Genomic DNA, 16,729 nt, shown 5'->3' on the forward strand with positions numbered 1-16,729 from the left:
GCGACGGGTAGCCGTCGCCGCTACGGCAGGTCCGGTGGATACTGCCGAATATGGAATTGTTTTAGCCTGAACACCAACTAGGGGTTGCGTCGCATGTGTGGCATCGTCGGTATCGTGGGCAAGTCGAACGTGAATCAGGCGCTCTATGACGCGCTCACCGTTCTCCAGCATCGTGGCCAGGACGCTGCGGGGATTGTCACCTGTCAGGACGACCGTCTGTACCTGCGCAAGGACAACGGCCTGGTCCGTGACGTCTTCCAGCAGCGCCACATGCAGCGTCTGGTCGGCAAGATCGGCATCGGACACGTGCGCTACCCGACCGCGGGCAGCTCCAGCTCCGCCGAGGCGCAGCCGTTCTACGTCAACTCGCCCTACGGCATCACCCTGGCGCACAACGGCAACCTGACCAATGTCGAGCAGCTGGCCAAGGAAATCTACGAATCCGACCTGCGCCACGTGAACACCAACTCCGACTCGGAAGTGCTGCTCAACGTGTTCGCCCATGAGCTGGCGGTGCGCAACAAGCTGCAGCCCACCGAGGAAGATGTGTTCGCCGCCGTTGCCGGCGTGCACGCCCGTTGTGTGGGTGGCTACGCCGTGGTGGCGATGATTACCGGCTACGGTATCGTCGGCTTCCGCGATCCCCATGCGATCCGCCCGATCGTCTTTGGCCAGCGTCACACCGAGAACGGCGTGGAGTACATGATCGCCTCGGAAAGCGTGGCCCTGGACGTCCTCGGCTTCACCCTGATCCGCGACCTCGCGCCGGGCGAAGCGGTGTACATCACCGAAGACGGCAAGCTCTACACCCGCCAGTGTGCGGCCAACCCGCAGTACGCGCCGTGCATCTTCGAGCACGTCTACCTGGCGCGTCCAGACTCCATCATCGACGGCATCTCGGTCTACAAGGCGCGTCTGCGCATGGGTGAGAAGCTGGCCGACAAGATCCTCCGCGAGCGTCCGGACCACGACATCGACGTGGTCATCCCGATCCCGGACACCAGCCGCACCGCCGCGCTGGAACTGGCCAACCGCCTGGGCGTGAAGTTCCGCGAAGGCTTCGTGAAGAACCGCTACATCGGCCGTACCTTCATCATGCCCGGCCAGGCCGCGCGCAAGAAATCGGTACGCCAGAAGCTCAACGCCATCGAACTGGAGTTCCGCGGCAAGAACGTGATGCTGGTGGACGACTCCATCGTTCGCGGCACCACCTGCAAGCAGATCATCCAGATGGCCCGCGAGGCCGGCGCGAAGAACGTCTACTTCTGCTCCGCCGCTCCGGCGGTGCGCTACCCCAACGTCTACGGCATCGATATGCCGAGCGCCCACGAGCTGATCGCGCACAACCGCAGCACCGAGGAAGTCGGCGAGCTGATCGGCGCCGACTGGCTGGTGTATCAGGACCTGCAGGACCTGATCGAATCCACCGAGGGCGGCAAGATCAAGATCGACCACTTCGACTGCGCCGTGTTCAACGGTGAGTACGTCACCGGTGACGTCGACGAAGCCTATCTGAACAAGATCGACCAGGCGCGCAACGACTCCACCAAGACCAAGGGTGCCGCGGTCAGCGCCATCATCGATCTGTACAACGACTGATTCAGACACGAATAGGGAGAGCAGGGCATGGCTCAGGATTGGGAAGCCGGCCGGCTGGACAGCGACCTGGAGGGCGTCGGTTTCGACACCCTCGCAGTGCGCGCCGGGCAACGCCGCACCCCGGAGGCTGAACACGGCGAAGGCCTGTTCACCACCTCCAGCTATGTGTTCCGCAGTGCCGCCGATGCGGCCGCGCGTTTCGCCGGTGAAGTGCCGGGCAACGTCTACTCGCGCTACACCAACCCCACGGTGCGCACCTTCGAGGAGCGCATCGCCGCGCTGGAAGGCGCCGAGCAGGCGGTGGCCACGTCCACCGGCATGTCGGCCATCCTCTCGCTGGTGATGAGCCTGTGCAGTGCTGGCGACCACGTACTGGTCTCGCGCAGCGTGTTCGGCTCGACCATCAGCCTGTTCGAGAAGTACTTCAAGCGTTTCGGTATCGAGGTGGACTACCCGCCGCTGAGCGACCTGAAGGCCTGGGAAGCGGCCTGCAAGCCGAACACCAAGCTGTTCTTCGTCGAGTCGCCGTCCAACCCGCTGGCCGAGCTGGTGGATATCGCCGCGCTGGCCGAGATCGCCCATGCCAAGGGCGCGCTGCTGGCGGTGGACAACTGCTTCTGCACCCCGGCGCTGCAGCAGCCGCTGAAGCTGGGCGCGGACGTGGTGATTCACTCCGCGACCAAGTACATCGACGGCCAGGGCCGTACCATGGGCGGCGTAGTCGCCGGTCGGCGCGCGCAGATGGAGCCGGTTGTCGGCTTCCTGCGTACCGCCGGCCCGACGCTCAGCCCGTTCAACGCCTGGATCTTCATCAAGGGCCTCGAAACCCTGCGCGTGCGCATGCAGGCCCACAGCGCCTCGGCGCAACTGGTCGCCGAGTGGCTCGAGCAGCAGCCGGGCGTGGAGCGCGTTTACTACGCTGGCCTGCCCAGTCACTCGCAGCATGAGCTGGCCAAGCGTCAGCAGAAGGGCTTCGGCGCGGTGGTGAGCTTCGAGGTGAAGGGTGACAAGGCCGCAGCCTGGCGCTGCATCGACGCCACCCGGATGATCTCCATCACCACCAACCTGGGTGACACCAAGACCACCATCGCCCACCCGGCCACCACCTCCCACGGTCGCCTGTCGCCGCTGGAGCGCGAGAACGCCGGCATCCGTGACAACCTGATCCGCGTTGCCGTGGGCCTGGAAGATGTCGATGACATCAAGGCCGACCTGGCGCGAGGCCTGGCGGCGCTGTGAGCGTAATGGACGCCCTCGGCAACGGCCAGGTGGTGCTGGTCACCGGTGCAGCACACGGCATCGGCCTGGGTGTCGCTGCCTGGCTGGTCGCCGAGGGCTGGCAGGTGGTGCTGGCGGACATCGACCGCGAGCGCGGCCCGAAAGTGGCTGCGGCGCTCGGTGAGCGCGCCAGCTTCATCGCGCTGGACGTGGCCAGTGAAGGGCAGGTCGCTGCGGCCGTGGCCGAGCTGATCGGCCAGTTTGGCCGCCTGGATGCGTTGGTGAGCAATGCCGCCATCGCCCGGCCGCACAACACGGCGCTGGAAAGCCTGGGCCTGAACGAGTGGAACCGTACCCTGGCGGTGAATCTCACCGGTCCGATGCTATTGGCCAAGCACTGTGCGCCGTACCTGCGCGCGCACAGCGGCGCCATCGTCAACATCGCTTCCACTCGGGCTCACCAGTCCGAGCCGAATTCCGAGGCCTACGCGGCGAGCAAGGGCGGGCTGCTGTCGCTGACCCACGCCCTGGCCAGCAGCCTGGGCCCGGATATCCGCGTCAACGCGATTTCCCCCGGCTGGATCGATGCCCGCGACCTGCGCGAGCGCGAGGCCGAGCCGCTGACCGAGCTGGATCATGACCAGCACCTGGTCGGCCGTGTCGGCACGGTAGAGGACATCGCCTCGGCGGTGGCCTGGCTGATCGGCGACAGTGCCGGCTTCGTCACTGGCCAGGAGCTGGTGATCGACGGCGGCATGACGCGCAAGATGATCTACCTCGACTGAGTGTCGGGGTGGGGAAGAGGAGGGCGGCCCGAGGGTCGCCCTTTTTCATTTCCGGCCCGCGCCGGGGAGTGCAGGTGTTGGTCTGTTCGCGAGCAAGCTCGCTCCTGCAGGATTGGCGCCGGAGCTCTTCTGTGGGAGCGAGCTTGCTCGCGAACCTGGGGCCGCACCGAGCTCGGCGCCGGTGCGCCGAACTTTTTTCGCGAGAAATGAAAAAAATTTCAATCAGGGCATTGACTTAGGTTCTGCCGGCTGTAGAATGCGCCCCACTTCGAGACGAAGGGTGATTAGCTCAGCTGGGAGAGCATCTGCCTTACAAGCAGAGGGTCGGCGGTTCGATCCCGTCATCACCCACCACTCTCGCAAGTTACGCGCAGCGGTAGTTCAGTCGGTTAGAATACCGGCCTGTCACGCCGGGGGTCGCGGGTTCGAGTCCCGTCCGCTGCGCCATTTCCCCCTCCTTGGTTCCTACCCCGAACCGGCTTGTCGAGTGATTCACTCCAGGCGCAAGGAGGTTGCTGTACCGGACGAAAGTCCAACCGACACGCAGCGGTAGTTCAGTCGGTTAGAATACCGGCCTGTCACGCCGGGGGTCGCGGGTTCGAGTCCCGTCCGCTGCGCCATATTCGAAAGCCCTCAGGTAGCAGTACCTGAGGGTTTTTTCGTTTCCGCCCGAAAATTCCCACAGTCCTTCTGTAAGACGCTGTCACAGGTCCTTCACCTTTGCCGTCTAGCTTTTTTCCCATGGTCTTTGCTAAAACCGGATCGAACGGTCAGGAGAAAAGCCAATGGACGACTATCAGGAAGAACTGCTGGAGTTGCACGCGGTGGAACAGGATCTGCCGGAGCCGGCTGACGACGCCACGGAAATGTGATCAGGCGCTGTGGCGCTGAGCGCGGCGGAATTCTCCGGGGGTCTGCCCGCTCCAGCGCTTGAAGGCGCGCTGAAAGGCCTCGGCGGAGGCGAAGCCGAGCAGGTAGGCGATCTCGCCGAAGGCCAGGTCGGTGTCGCGAATGTAGATCATCGCCAGGTCCCGCCGGGTGTCGTTGAGGATGCTGCGGAACTGCGTGCCTTCCTCGGCCAGCTTGCGACGCAGTGTCCAGGTCGGCAGCTTGAGCCGCGCGGCCACTTCCTCCAGGTCCGGTTCGCGGCCGTTGAGCATCGGTCCCAGCAACTGGGCGACACGCTCGTGCAGGCTGCGCGTGCGGGTCAGTTGCTCCAGTTCCTTCTCGCAGATATCCAGCAATTGCCGCCAGGTGCTCGGGCAGTGGTCCGGGTTGGCGCGCGCCAGTGTTGCCTGGTCCAGGCGTAGCTGGTTGTGTTCGGCGCCGAACTCCACCGGGCAGCCAAGTCTCTCTTCGAAGCGTGACGCCCAGGCGGGTGCCGGGTACTCGATCTCGACCTTCTCCGGGCGCAGCGGCTGCGCACCGATGCTGCCGAGCATGCTCACCCAGCCGGCCAGAACCGAATCCACCACGAAGCGGTTGTACGCGTTGTACGGGCTGATGGAGTAGAAGCGCAGCCAGGCACCGCTGGCGTCTTCGATGAAGCTGCTCTGGCCGCGGTAGTTCTGCGCGTAGAGCGGCTCGAAGCGGATCAGCGCGCGGGCGGCGGCTCGCAGGTTGGGTGCCTGGGCGGCGGTGACGCCAGCCAGGCCGCTCTGGCTTGGTCGGCTCAATTGCCCCATGCGCAGGCCGAGGGCGGGGTCGCCGCTCTGCTGGATGGCCGCGTGGCCGAGGCGCATGTAGCGGGGGATCGACAGGCGCGCGCCGGGTTCACCCAGGCGTGCCGCGTCCAGTCCGTATTGCTGAAGCAGGGGCTGCGGGGCGACGCCGCTTTCCGCCAGCGCGTCGGCGAGGCTGTGGACAAAACCCACCGAAAGGTCGCCGAGACGCATGGTCGGGCGATTCATAGCCAGAGGTTGATCAGACGCGCGCCGGCGCCGTCGGGCGCCAGGGTATGGCTGTCGCCATTCACGACCAGGCTGCGACCGTCGCTGCCCAGGTCCCAGAGATGGCCACGGAAGAACACAGTGATGCCGGCGTGTGCGCCGCTCTCACCGAGACGGCCAGCCAGCGCCAGGCGTTCCCAGGCTTCACCTTCGGAGAGTTCGCCGGGCTTGAGCGTCACGTCGTTCGGCGTCGCGCCGCCGTTGTAGCCCTTCCACGGTTTGCTCCAGCTGCCGTTGCCGGTAAGGAAGGCCGGTACAGCAATGATGTCAGGCTTGTTCGCGGCCAGCGCGCTGTAGCTGGCCGGGTACCAGCTGTCGGCGCAGACCAGCACGCCCAGGCGCCCGGCCGGGGTCTGCAGGACCTGCAGGTCGCCGGCGTCGCCGCCACGGGTGAAGCCTTTCTCGTCGTCGATGGGGAACAGCTTGCGCTGCGGCTTGCCCAGCGGCAGGCCGTCGCTGCCGAAGACCTGGCTGACGTTATAGAGGCGGCCGTTGCCCGTGCGAATCTGCCCTTCGACGATGCGCGGGTTGGGCAGCACGATGGAGCCGGCGACTATGGTGACGCTGAACTCCTTCGCCAGAGAGCCGAACAGCGTCTGGTAGTCGTGGGCCATGTCCACCGCCTTCATGCGGAACAGGGCGTCGGCCATGCGGTCTTCGCCCTTGGCGCCGAGCCAGCCGCGCGCCAGTTTCAGCGGGTTGCTGGCGGCCATCCATTCCATGGCCTCGGCGAGGTGCTCGGTCTGGTAGACCTCGGGCTTCTCGCCGGCGGCCACCAGCCAGGTGCCGATGTGTTCCGGGAAGACCACCACGGTGCGCGGGTTGATCAGCCCTTCGTCGCGGGCCTTGGCCAGGTAGGCATGGAACTTCAGGCGCAGGCGCTCGACGCTCTGGTAGTCCTGGGTGAACAGCTCCGGCTGCACGCCCAGCAGGTTGCCGCGTTCGGACGGCTGGCCCTGGTTGAGCGAGACTTCGCTGCGCAGGTCGGACAGGTAGTGGCCCACCGGGCGGCGCTCCGCCCAGCCGGCATAACCGGCGAAGAGGATGACCAGGACGAGGAAGATCAGCTTGCGCATAAAGGACGGGTACTCATGGGATGCACCACAGGGTAGGGGTTGAGCCGGGCCTTGCCAAGACGGGGTGTCATCTTTGGTCAGTAACTTGTCATTTACGATCATTGAGCGGCGAGGGTGCGCTCCTTAGAGTCTGCCCCATACCGACCGCGCCCCATGCCTTGCCCCCGCAGGCTGAGGGCGCGGCATCATCGTGAATGCCGGAGGAACCATGACCGCCACTTACCCGCACCTGCTCGCACCGCTGGACCTGGGCTTTACCACCCTGCGCAACCGCACCCTGATGGGCTCCATGCACACCGGCCTGGAAGAGAAGCCCCAGGGCTTCGAGCGTATGGCGGCCTACTTCGCCGAGCGCGCCCGTGGCGGCGTCGGCCTGATGGTCACCGGCGGCATCGGCCCGAACGAGGAGGGCGGCGTGTATTCCGGCGCGGCCAAGCTGAGCACCGTCGAAGAAGCCGAGAAGCACAAGATCGTCACCCAGGCGGTGCACGAAGCGGGCGGCAAGATCTGCATGCAGATCCTCCACGCCGGCCGTTACGCCTACAGCCCCAAGTCCGTCGCGCCCAGCGCCATCCAGGCGCCGATCAACCCGTTCAAGCCGCGCGAGCTGGATGAAGAGGGCATCGAGAAGCAGATCGCCGACTTCGTCAATTGCTCGAGCCTGGCCCAGGTGGCCGGCTACGACGGCGTCGAGATCATGGGTTCGGAAGGCTACTTCATCAACCAGTTCCTGGTCGCCCACACCAACCACCGTACCGACCGCTGGGGCGGCAGCTACGAGAACCGCATGCGCCTGCCGGTGGAAATCGTCCGCCGCGTGCGTGAGGCCGTAGGCCCGAACTTCATCATCATCTATCGCCTGTCGATGCTCGACCTGGTGGAAGGCGGCAGCACCTGGGACGAGATCGTCCTGCTGGCCAAGGCCATCGAAAAGGCCGGCGCGACCATCATCAACACCGGCATCGGCTGGCACGAAGCGCGTATCCCGACCATCGCCACCAAGGTGCCGCGCGCGGCTTTCACCAAGGTCACCGCCAAGCTCAAGGGCGAAGTCAGCATCCCGCTTTGCACCACCAACCGTATCAACACCCCGGAAATCGCTGAGCAGGTACTGGCCGAAGGCGACGCCGACATGGTCTCCATGGCCCGTCCGTTCCTGGCTGACCCGGACTTCGTCAACAAGGCTGCCGAAGGCCGCGCCGACGAGATCAACACCTGCATCGGCTGCAACCAGGCCTGCCTGGACCACACCTTCGGCGGCAAGCTGACCAGCTGCCTGGTGAACCCGCGTGCCTGTCACGAGACCGAGCTGAACTACATCCCGACCACCCACGTGAAGAAGATCGCCGTGGTCGGCGCCGGCCCCGCCGGCCTGTCCGCCGCCACCGTGGCGGCCGAGCGTGGCCACGAGGTGACCCTGTTCGACGCCGCCGGCGAGATCGGCGGTCAGTTCAACGTCGCCAAGCGCGTGCCGGGCAAGGAAGAGTTCTACGAGACCCTGCGCTATTTCAAGCGCAAGGTGGAAACCACCGGTGTGAACCTGCAGCTGAATACCCGCGTCAGCGTCGACGACCTGGTCGAGGGCGGCTTCGACGAGATCATCCTGGCCACCGGCATCGTGCCGCGCACCCCGGCCATTCCGGGTATCGAGAATGCCAAGGTGATCAGCTACCTGGATGCCATCCTCGAGCGCAAGCCGGTCGGCAACAGCGCGGCGGTGATCGGCGCCGGCGGCATCGGCTTCGACGTCTCCGAGTTCATCACCCATGCCGGCGAATCCACCAGCCTGGATCGCCATGCCTTCTGGCAGGAGTGGGGGATCGACGAGAGCCTGGATGCCCGTGGCGGTATCGCCGGCATCCAGGCGCATCCACACGCTGCGGCGCGCCAGGTGTTCCTGCTGCAGCGCAAGAAGTCCAAGGTCGGCGACGGCCTGGGCAAGACTACCGGCTGGATCCACCGTACCGGCCTGAAGAACAAGCAGGTACAGATGCTCAACAGCGTCGAGTACCTCAAGGTCGACAACGATGGCCTGCACATCAGCATCGCCGGCGGCGAACCGCAGGTGCTGCCGGTGGACACCGTGGTTGTCTGCGCCGGCCAGGACCCGTTGCGCGAACTGCACGACGGCCTGGTCGCTGCAGGCCAGAGCGTGCACCTGATCGGCGGCGCCGACGTGGCTGCGGAGCTGGACGCCAAGCGCGCCATCAACCAGGGTTCGCGCCTCGCTGCCGAAATCTGATTCGGTTGAAGCCCGATCAGGCCGAATCCTGAGTGGGCTGAGATCCGTATCACAAAGCCGGGCCCGGAAAAGTTCCCTTCCGGGCCCGGATATCCCTCCAGAAATCCAACCGCGTCACAGAATTCTCCAACCGGTTAACCGCCCGGCCCAACCGCCGGGGCGGGTGCCAACCGAGTCACATTGCCTGCGACATTAATTCCCCTAGACTTGCTCGGATGTCGGGATTTTCCCGCTGTCTGGGTGCTGCATTTCTGACAGACCCTTTTTTCAGACTTCCTCCCGCACCAGCCCAGAGGTCAATCGATGAGCATGCAGAAGAAGCCTCAAATGGTGGAAGCCGTGGTCTTCTTCAACGACCGTGGCGTCTGCAGGGAAATGCTCTACCCCGAATTCGAGGCGCTGCTCGACAACGTCGTGCAGATGCCGGAATACGCCGATCAGCAGATGCAACTCGCCTATGTGCTGATCAACCCGCGCTTGCTGGTCAAGGCCGTGGTGTTCTTCTACCTGGACTTCGACGAGAAGGGCGAAGCCGACAGAGGCTGGAACCTGCCGCTGCGCAACCTGGCCGACCGTGCCGGCCGTGGCCCCGACATGGGCGCCGGGCCAATCCGCCTGGCCTGCCGCAGCCAGTGCCCGGTGTCCTGGCACCAGATGCACTTGTGGGACCCGACTCTCGACGCCGCCCAGAACCATCTGGTGCAGCTGCGCGAATCGATCAAGCGCAACAACCTCGGTGTGCTGGTGGAAGAAGAGCCTGCCGCCGTGGAGCTCGCGCGCCTGCAGATGGCCGACGAGCACCAGTGGTATGCACCCGCCGAGGAGTCCCGCGAGGAGGCCGAGAAGCTCGCCCGCGCGATGCTCGAGGAGCACCAGCAGAAGACCGCCGCACTGCTCGGCCAGCATGAAACCCGCCTGTCGCAGATCAGCCAGCAGCACGAGCAGGAACTCAGTCGCCTGAAGCTCGGCGCGCAGGAGCAGGTCAAGGTGCTGCAGGCCGAGCTCGCCGCACTGCGCGAAGGCCTGAAGCGCGAGGAAGAGATCAACGCCGGCCTGCGCCGTGAACTGGATGGCCAGGCCAATGGCTTCCAGCGCGGACGCGAGGAGCTGACCGCACAGTTGCGCCATATCGAAGAAAGCGGCCGTGACGAGCTGGAGCAACTGCGCCAGCAGATCGAGGAGGAATCCCGTACCCGCCTGGCCAGCCTGGAGGCTCGCTACAAGGAGCAGATTTCCGTCCGCGACGTCGAGCTGAGCTACCGCAACGAGCTGGACCAGCAGTTGAAGCAGGAGAACCAGCAGCTGCGCCAGGAAGCCGAGCAATTGCGCGGGGAAACCGCCCAGTTGCGCGAGCTCGCCGGGCAGCTGCAGCAGGGCGCTGAGGGCTTGCGCCTGGAGCTGGATGCGCTGGCGGCCAAGGCGGCCGACAGCTCGATGCTGGAGCGCCTGGCCGGCATGGGGGTGATCTTCGTGGTGTACCATCCCGGCGCCGGTCATCTGACCCTGTCGCTGCAGGATGTCGCCCGTTACCAGGAAAACCCCATGGCTTACGCCGCGGCCAAGTGCTTCGTCGCCGAAGACCAGTACCGCAGCTGGCTCGCCCACTACCAGCAACCCGCCTGCGAAGGACGCCTGTCCAACGGCGAACGCTGCGCCATGCCCATCGACCGCGTGGAAACCCCCGGCCGCTTCGTCGAAGGCGACAGCAACTGCTGCTCCCGGCACAAGACCGCCGGCCGGCTGCGCAGCGTCACCACCGGCTGACCGGGGCGCCGTGCGGTTCCCCGACTGGCGCCCCGAAGCCCCCCTGCAACGCGTCCACCTGGAATGGCTCGACCGCGCCGGCGTCGAGCTGGCGTTGTTGCGCCTGGACCTCGTGGATGCGCAGGTCTCCGGCAACAAATGGTTCAAGCTCGCGCCTTACCTGAAGCAGGCCGCCGACCTCGGCTTGAGCGGCGTGATGACCCTGGGCGGCGCCCATTCCAATCACCTGCACGCGGTTGCGGCGGCCGGTGCGCGCTTCGGCTTCGAGACCGTCGGATTGCTGCGTGGAGACGAGCAGGAAAATCCCACGGTGGCCGATCTGCGCCAGCTCGGCATGCAGCTCCACTGGCTCGGCTACGGGGGTTATCGCCGACGGCACGACAGCGACTTCTGGACGCCCTGGCGCGAACGCTATCCGCAGTTGCTGGCGGTGGGCGAGGGCGGCGGCGGGCTTGCCGGTGCGCAGGGCTGCTCGCCGTTGATTGCGCAGATTCGTGGGCAACTCGGTGCTCTCGGCTGGGGGGACTATCAGCAGCTCTGGGTGGCGTGCGGCACTGGCACGACCCTGGCCGGCCTGGTGCTCGGCGAGGGGGGAGCGCATCCGGTGGTCGGCGCCCTGGCGGTGCCGCCGGGGCACGGTATCGAAACACAGGTGCCCGAGCTGTTAAGGGAGGGTGGCTCCAGCGATGTCGGATACCGTTTGCTGGATGCCAGCCGTGGGGGCTTCGCGCGGATCGACGCGACGCTGGCGCGCTTCATCCTGGCGACCGAAGCCGAGTGCGGCGTGCCGCTGGAGCCGTTGTACACCGGGAAGTTGCTGTTGGCGTTGCACGATGAAATCGCGGCGGGGCGCATCGCGCGCGGTGCCCGCATCGTTGCCATCCACAGCGGCGGTCTGCAGGGGCGCCGGGCGCTGGATGAGCAATTGAAGGCACTGGCGGCTCAGCGCGAATAGCCGCTGTGCACCCGTGGCCAGCGGTCACCCACCAGGAACAGGCGCTCCTGCTCCCGCCAGCGCCCTTCATGGAACTCCATGCGCGCCAGCATCTGCGGGAAGCCGTCTTCCGGCAATTCTGCCAGCCAAGTGGCGAAGCGCTCCGTGCTCCAGCTTTCATCTTCGGCGGCCGGGGATAGCCAGCCCTTGCGCGACAGCGCCTGCCAGCCATCCGGCTGCTGCGCCTGGTAGGCTGGCCAGGCGCGCCGATGCAGCCAGCGGCCGCGCTGGTGGTTGTCGCTGGCCCCCGCGGGTGGCGGGCAGGGTGTCGGCCAGGAATAGAACAGGTAGCCGCCGAGCCAGAGGCCAGGCCGCGGCTCGGCATCGCTGTGCTCGCGCACCACAGCAAGCCCTTCGACGGTGGCGGAGAGTGGCAGCTGGTGCTGGTAGAAGTGCTCGATCTTGCGCAGCAGATGGTCTTCGGCGCCCGGCCCGAGCCAGGAGTCGGGGCCGTCGTCGCTGGGGCCGAGGTAGAGCTTGATGGCCAGTTCCAGGTGATGCAGGCCGTCATCGTCCTCCAGCAGCAGGTCCAGCTCGCCGAGGGTCTGGCCGTTGTCGCGCACCGGCAGGTTGGCCGCCAGCAGGCGCAGGTCCGGCGCGCGCTCCAGGGCGTATTGCCAGAGCCGTTCGTAGTAGCGGCCCAGGCGCTGGTGCGGCGCGGACTCGAGCTGCGCCAGCAGTTCGCCCGGCGAGCGCTCCTGGGCGCGCAGCCAGTCAGCCAGCAGTTCGGGCTGCGAGTACCAGCGACTGGCGCTCAACGGATGGCGCAGCGCCGGGCTGCCGGAGTGCAGCAGGGGCGGCGAGAGCAGCGTCCAGGCGAGGTCGCGAACCTGCGGCTGGCGCAGGTCGATCAGCAGCTCGTCGAGCAGGGCGGTGAAGTCGGTCATGCCCCAAGACTAGCCGCTGCGCACCCGCTCCGGCCACGCTGCGGTTTGCCGCTGCTTCCGCCTTTCGCCCATAATTCCGCCATTCGAGTAGCGCAACGCCGTCCGGAGTCCCATGGAACCCTTTCGCAATATCGGCATCATCGGCCGCCTGGGCAGCACCCAGGTTCTGGAAACCATCCGTCGGCTGAAGAAATTCCTCACCGAGCGCCACCTGCACGTGATCCTCGAGGACACCATCGCCGAGGTCCTGCCGGGCCACGGCCTGCAGACCTGCTCGCGGAAGATCATGGGCGAGATCTGCGACCTGGTGATCGTGGTCGGCGGCGATGGCAGCATGCTCGGCGCCGCGCGGGCCCTGGCGCGGCACAAGGTGCCGGTGCTGGGGATCAACCGCGGCAGCCTGGGCTTCCTCACCGATATCCGCCCTGACGAACTGGAAACCAAGGTCGCCGAAGTGCTCGGCGGCCAGTACATCGTCGAAAGCCGCTTCCTGCTCGACGCGCTGGTGCGCCGCCACGGCGAATCCATCGGCCAGGGCGACGCGCTGAATGACGTGGTGCTGCACCCCGGCAAGTCCACGCGGATGATCGAGTTCGAGCTGTACATCGATGGCCAGTTCGTCTGCAGCCAGAAGGCCGACGGCCTGATCGTCGCCACCCCGACCGGCTCCACCGCCTACGCGCTGTCCGCTGGCGGGCCGATCATGCATCCCAAGCTGGATGCCATCGTGGTCGTGCCGATGTACCCGCACATGCTGTCCAGCCGCCCCATCGTGGTCGACGGCAACAGCGAGCTGAAGATCGTCGTCTCACCGAACATGCAGATCTACCCGCAGGTGTCCTGCGACGGCCAGAACCACTTCACCTGCGCGCCGGGCGACACCGTCACGGTGAGCAAGAAGCCGCAGAAGCTGCGCCTGATCCATCCCATCGACCACAACTACTACGAGGTCTGCCGGACCAAGCTGGGTTGGGGCAGCCGCCTCGGGAGCAGCGAGTGATGGAACTCGACCCCGCACGTGGCTATGACCTGATCGGCGATATCCACGGCTGCGCGCACACCCTCGACCATCTGCTGGAGCGCCTCGGCTATCGCTCGCAGGGTGGCGTGTGGCGACATGCGCGGCGACAGGCGCTGTTCCTGGGCGACCTCATCGACCGTGGCCCGCGCATCCGTGAGGCGCTGCACCGAGTGCACGACATGGTCGCCGCCGGCGAGGCGCTGTGCATCATGGGCAACCATGAATTCAACGCGCTCGGCTGGTCCACGCCCGCCGCGCCGGGCAGTGGCCGCCAGTACGTGCGCGAGCACACGCCTCGCCATGCCCGGCTGATCCGCGAGACGCTGGAGCAGTTCGAAGGCCACCCGGCGGACTGGCGCGACTTCCTCGGCTGGTTCCAGGAGATGCCGCTGTTCCTCGATTCCGGGCGTTTCCGCATGGTCCACGCCTGCTGGGACCACGACGTGATCGACACGCTGCGCCAGCAGTTTCCTGACGGGCGCATCGACGAAGCCTTCCTCATGGCCACTGCCGAGCCGGGCAGCTTTGCCCAGCAGGCTTGCGACCGCCTGCTGCGCGGCACCGACATGCGCCTGCCCAACGGCCTGACGCTGACCGGCAGCGACGGTTTCACCCGCGCCTTCTTCCGCACCAAGTTCTGGGAAGAAGACCGCGCGCCGGAAACCTACGGCGACATCGTGTTCCAGCCCGACGCGCTGCCTGACGAAGTGGCCAGCGAGCGCCTGAGCGAGGAGCAGAAGTCCCGCCTACTCACCTACGGCCCCGACGAGCCGCTGCTGTTCGTCGGCCACTACTGGCGGCGCGGCACCCCGGCGCCGATCCGCCCGAACCTCGCCTGCCTGGACTACAGCGCAGTGATGTACGGCAAGCTCGCGGCTTACCGGCTGGACGAGGAAACGCGGCTGGACCGCAACAAGTTCGTTTGGGTGGATGTAAAGCGTCCGGAGGGCGATGAGTGAGCGCGATTGAAGCAATGCGACTGCCTGCGGCGGTCGACCTGGGGCAGTTCGTCACCCTGCTGCAGCGCCTGAACGTGCCGTTCCGGGTCAGCGAGGAATCCGGCGAGCAGGTGCTCTGGGTGCCCAACGCGCAACTGGCGGAGCAGGTCCGCACGCTCTACGAGCGTTATCCGCAGGGTGACCCGCAATTCGCCGTGCAGGCCGAGACCCTGCGCCGCGGCCCGGGTTTCGTCCAGCAACTGAAGATGAGCCGCATGACGGCGGCGGTGCTGCTGGTGACCTTCGTGGTGGCGGCCATCACTCTGCTGGGCACCTCCCCCGAGACCTTGCGTTGGTTCACTTTCCAGAATTTCCAGATGGTCGGCGAGGATCGCGCGCTGTTCTATCCGCTGTCCGACTCGCTGGCGCAGGGGCAGTGGTGGCGCCTGTTCACGCCCATGCTGATCCACTTCGGCTGGCTGCACCTGGCGATGAACGCCATGTGGTACTGGGAGCTGGGCCGGCGCATCGAGTATCGCCAGGGCGCCTGGATGCTGCTGGGGCTGAGCCTGGGCTTCGGCCTGGTGTCGAACCTGGTGCAGTACGGCTTCAGCGGGCCGAGCCTGTTCGGTGGGCTGTCCGGCGTGCTTTACGGACTGCTCGGCCACTGCTGGATCTTCCAGCGCATGGCGCCGACGCCGGCCTATCACCTGCCCAGGGGCGTGGTGGCGATGATGCTGATCTGGCTGCTGGTGTGCCTGTCGGGGGTGATCGACCTGCTCGGCTTCGGCTCCATCGCCAACGGCGCCCACGTCGGCGGGCTGGTGGCCGGTTGCCTGAGTGGTCTGGTCGGCGGGCTGTTGGCTCGGCGCGCGGCGCGCTGAGCCGCATTGCGGCGTCTCATCATCGGCCGATCCTTGCCGGCTGGCGACTTCGCAGGATGGGTGGAGCCTAGGCGATACCCATGCTGTCGGTGCTGGGATCGATGGGTATCGCTTCGCTCCACGCCATCCTACGAAAGCGCCCCTGGATGAACGGGAGCCGCGCAACCGATTGACCGGCGTTCGTGCGCACAGCGCTTTCGCCCGGTAGAATGCCGGCTTCGTTTTTCCCCTGCAGGAGCCGGCCCATGTCGTCCTTCGCCGAAATGATCGAGAACATCACCCCCGAAATCTACGAGAGCCTCAAGCTGGCCGTGGAAATCGGCAAGTGGCCCGACGGCCGCAAGCTGTCCCAGGAGCAGAAGGAGCTGTCGCTGCAGGCCATGATCGCCTGGGAGATGGACAACCTGCCCGAGGACCAGCGCACCGGCTACATGGGCCCGCAGGCCTGCGAATCCCACGCCGAGCCGATCCCGAACATCCTCTTCTCCTCCAATTCGCTGCACTGATGGCAGGGTTTTGATGCAAGAGATTGGACGCGGCGCCCTGGACAAGATGTCGGCGCGCCTGGAAAGCCCCGTGCAGTACGCCTTCCGCTTGGGTGATGCGCAGGTCCCGGTGAACCCGCTGATCGGCAAGACCGTGCGCCTGGAGTACCTGGGCGAGATCAACTGCTGCCACTGCGGGCGCAAGACCAGGAAGAGCTTTGCCCAGGGCTACTGCTACCCGTGCTTCACCAAGCTGGCGCAATGCGACAGCTGCATCATGAGCCCGGAGAAGTGCCACTTCGAGGACGGCTCCTGCCGCGAGCCGGAGTGGGGCGAGCGCTTCTGCATGACGGATCACGTGGTCTACCTGGCCAACTCCTCGGGAGCCAAGGTGGGCATCACCCGCGCCACCCAGGTGCCGACCCGCTGGATCGACCAGGGCGCGCGCCAGGCGCTGCCGATCATGCGCGTGGCGACCCGCCAGCAGTCCGGCTTCGTCGAGGACCTGCTGCGTAGCCAGGTCACCGACCGCACCAACTGGCGCGCATTGCTCAAGGGCGAGGCCGAGCCGCTGGACCTGGTAGCCATCCGCGAGCAGATCTTCGATGCCTGCGCCGAGGGCATCGTCGCGCTGCAGCAGCGCTTCGGCCTGCAGGCGATCCAGCCGGTGATCGACATGGACCCCATCGAGATCAGCTACCCGGTGGAGGCCTACCTGCCCAAGATCACCAGTTTCGATCTGGACAAGACGCCGGTGGTCGAGGGTACCCTGCAGGGTATCAAGGGCCAGTACCTGATCTTCGATACCGGCGTGATCAACGTGCGCAAGTTCACCGCGTACCAGCTGGCCATCAGCGCCTGATCGAACCTGCATTGAATTTTCGGCA

General features: G+C 66.2%; 14 protein-coding genes and 3 tRNA genes. 14 read left to right on the forward strand and 3 right to left on the reverse strand.

Annotated elements, in window-relative coordinates; translation table 11 throughout:
- The first annotated feature begins 93 nt into the window (after positions 1-93).
- The 6 genes from purF to IB273_RS13255 all read left to right on the forward strand — a co-directional run bounded on the left by purF (position 94) and on the right by IB273_RS13255 (position 4,222).
- Positions 94-1,599 carry an amidophosphoribosyltransferase gene (gene purF, locus IB273_RS13230; protein ID WP_081519374.1) on the forward strand — a complete coding sequence of 502 codons (1,506 nt, stop codon included), beginning with the start codon at positions 94-96 and terminating at the stop codon, positions 1,597-1,599.
- Between the two features lie 27 nt (positions 1,600-1,626).
- Positions 1,627-2,838: an O-succinylhomoserine sulfhydrylase gene (locus IB273_RS13235; RefSeq protein WP_081519375.1), complete on the forward strand. Its 1,212-nt coding sequence runs from the start codon at positions 1,627-1,629 to the stop codon at positions 2,836-2,838.
- Positions 2,839-2,843: 5 nt separating this feature from the next.
- Positions 2,844-3,602, forward strand: coding sequence for an SDR family oxidoreductase (locus IB273_RS13240; RefSeq protein ID WP_138215460.1), 759 nt, complete (start codon positions 2,844-2,846; stop codon positions 3,600-3,602).
- Between the two features lie 278 nt (positions 3,603-3,880).
- Positions 3,881-3,956 (forward strand) — tRNA-Val (locus IB273_RS13245).
- Positions 3,957-3,972: 16 nt separating this feature from the next.
- Positions 3,973-4,049: transfer RNA gene (locus IB273_RS13250), tRNA-Asp, on the forward strand.
- A 96-nt stretch (positions 4,050-4,145) separates the two neighbouring features.
- A tRNA-Asp gene (locus IB273_RS13255) sits at positions 4,146-4,222 on the forward strand.
- Between the two features lie 252 nt (positions 4,223-4,474).
- On the opposite strand, the gene IB273_RS13260 is transcribed toward IB273_RS13255, so the two are convergent.
- Both IB273_RS13260 and IB273_RS13265 read right to left on the reverse strand, forming a co-directional pair.
- Positions 4,475-5,512, reverse strand: coding sequence for an AraC family transcriptional regulator (locus IB273_RS13260; RefSeq protein WP_192224236.1), 1,038 nt, complete (start codon positions 5,510-5,512; stop codon positions 4,475-4,477).
- Positions 5,509-6,627 (reverse strand): nitrilase-related carbon-nitrogen hydrolase, encoded by a 1,119-nt coding sequence (locus IB273_RS13265; RefSeq protein ID WP_192224237.1) that lies wholly within the window; start codon positions 6,625-6,627, stop codon positions 5,509-5,511. Before IB273_RS13265 ends, IB273_RS13260 begins: the two co-directional genes overlap by 4 nt.
- Before the next feature lie 208 nt (positions 6,628-6,835).
- On the opposite strand from IB273_RS13265, the gene IB273_RS13270 reads away from it, so the two are divergent.
- The 3 genes from IB273_RS13270 to IB273_RS13280 all read left to right on the forward strand — a co-directional run bounded on the left by IB273_RS13270 (position 6,836) and on the right by IB273_RS13280 (position 11,588).
- Positions 6,836-8,869 carry an FAD-dependent oxidoreductase gene (locus tag IB273_RS13270; protein ID WP_192224238.1) on the forward strand — a complete coding sequence of 678 codons (2,034 nt, stop codon included), beginning with the start codon at positions 6,836-6,838 and terminating at the stop codon, positions 8,867-8,869.
- Between the two features lie 303 nt (positions 8,870-9,172).
- Positions 9,173-10,633, forward strand: coding sequence for a chromosome partitioning protein ParA (locus tag IB273_RS13275; protein ID WP_192224239.1), 1,461 nt, complete (start codon positions 9,173-9,175; stop codon positions 10,631-10,633).
- Between the two features lie 10 nt (positions 10,634-10,643).
- Positions 10,644-11,588 carry a 1-aminocyclopropane-1-carboxylate deaminase/D-cysteine desulfhydrase gene (locus tag IB273_RS13280; RefSeq protein ID WP_192224240.1) on the forward strand — a complete coding sequence of 315 codons (945 nt, stop codon included), beginning with the start codon at positions 10,644-10,646 and terminating at the stop codon, positions 11,586-11,588.
- Here the strand turns inward: IB273_RS13280 and IB273_RS13285 are convergent.
- A complete protein-coding gene (locus IB273_RS13285; RefSeq protein ID WP_192224241.1) occupies positions 11,576-12,514 on the reverse strand; it encodes a DUF1853 family protein in 939 nt (312 codons plus the stop codon). The two genes, IB273_RS13280 and IB273_RS13285, sit on opposite strands and share 13 nt — an antisense overlap.
- Before the next feature lie 112 nt (positions 12,515-12,626).
- On the opposite strand from IB273_RS13285, the gene IB273_RS13290 reads away from it, so the two are divergent.
- The 5 genes from IB273_RS13290 to IB273_RS13310 all read left to right on the forward strand — a co-directional run bounded on the left by IB273_RS13290 (position 12,627) and on the right by IB273_RS13310 (position 16,704).
- Positions 12,627-13,514: an NAD(+) kinase gene (locus IB273_RS13290; RefSeq protein WP_017519352.1), complete on the forward strand. Its 888-nt coding sequence runs from the start codon at positions 12,627-12,629 to the stop codon at positions 13,512-13,514.
- Positions 13,514-14,494: a metallophosphoesterase gene (locus tag IB273_RS13295; protein WP_151187784.1), complete on the forward strand. Its 981-nt coding sequence runs from the start codon at positions 13,514-13,516 to the stop codon at positions 14,492-14,494. The genes IB273_RS13290 and IB273_RS13295 overlap by 1 nt, the downstream gene beginning before the upstream one ends.
- Complete coding sequence (locus IB273_RS13300) at positions 14,491-15,357, forward strand: rhomboid family intramembrane serine protease (RefSeq protein ID WP_081519384.1); 867 nt, start codon at positions 14,491-14,493, stop codon at positions 15,355-15,357. The genes IB273_RS13295 and IB273_RS13300 overlap by 4 nt, the downstream gene beginning before the upstream one ends.
- A 245-nt stretch (positions 15,358-15,602) precedes the next feature.
- A complete protein-coding gene (locus IB273_RS13305; protein ID WP_045211838.1) occupies positions 15,603-15,863 on the forward strand; it encodes a YeaC family protein in 261 nt (86 codons plus the stop codon).
- A 13-nt stretch (positions 15,864-15,876) separates the two neighbouring features.
- Entirely contained in the window at positions 15,877-16,704 is an 828-nt protein-coding gene (locus IB273_RS13310) for a DUF2797 domain-containing protein (RefSeq protein ID WP_176686373.1), read from the forward strand.
- The last annotated feature ends 25 nt before the right edge of the window (positions 16,705-16,729 follow it).

It is taken from the genome of Pseudomonas sp. PDM19, from assembly GCF_014852215.1.
Taxonomy (GTDB): domain Bacteria; phylum Pseudomonadota; class Gammaproteobacteria; order Pseudomonadales; family Pseudomonadaceae; genus Pseudomonas.

Coding starts and splice junctions, on each gene's coding strand:
- IB273_RS13285 (WP_192224241.1), bottom strand. CDS start 12,514: ATGACCGACTTCACCGCCCTGCTCGACGAGCTGCTGATCGACCTGCGC.
- IB273_RS13310 (WP_176686373.1), top strand. CDS start 15,877: ATGCAAGAGATTGGACGCGGCGCCCTGGACAAGATGTCGGCGCGCCTG.
- IB273_RS13260 (WP_192224236.1), bottom strand. CDS start 5,512: ATGAATCGCCCGACCATGCGTCTCGGCGACCTTTCGGTGGGTTTTGTC.
- purF (WP_081519374.1), top strand. CDS start 94: ATGTGTGGCATCGTCGGTATCGTGGGCAAGTCGAACGTGAATCAGGCG.
- IB273_RS13295 (WP_151187784.1), top strand. CDS start 13,514: ATGGAACTCGACCCCGCACGTGGCTATGACCTGATCGGCGATATCCAC.
- IB273_RS13305 (WP_045211838.1), top strand. CDS start 15,603: ATGTCGTCCTTCGCCGAAATGATCGAGAACATCACCCCCGAAATCTAC.
- IB273_RS13275 (WP_192224239.1), top strand. CDS start 9,173: ATGAGCATGCAGAAGAAGCCTCAAATGGTGGAAGCCGTGGTCTTCTTC.
- IB273_RS13235 (WP_081519375.1), top strand. CDS start 1,627: ATGGCTCAGGATTGGGAAGCCGGCCGGCTGGACAGCGACCTGGAGGGC.
- IB273_RS13240 (WP_138215460.1), top strand. CDS start 2,844: ATGGACGCCCTCGGCAACGGCCAGGTGGTGCTGGTCACCGGTGCAGCA.
- IB273_RS13265 (WP_192224237.1), bottom strand. CDS start 6,627: ATGCGCAAGCTGATCTTCCTCGTCCTGGTCATCCTCTTCGCCGGTTAT.
- IB273_RS13270 (WP_192224238.1), top strand. CDS start 6,836: ATGACCGCCACTTACCCGCACCTGCTCGCACCGCTGGACCTGGGCTTT.
- IB273_RS13290 (WP_017519352.1), top strand. CDS start 12,627: ATGGAACCCTTTCGCAATATCGGCATCATCGGCCGCCTGGGCAGCACC.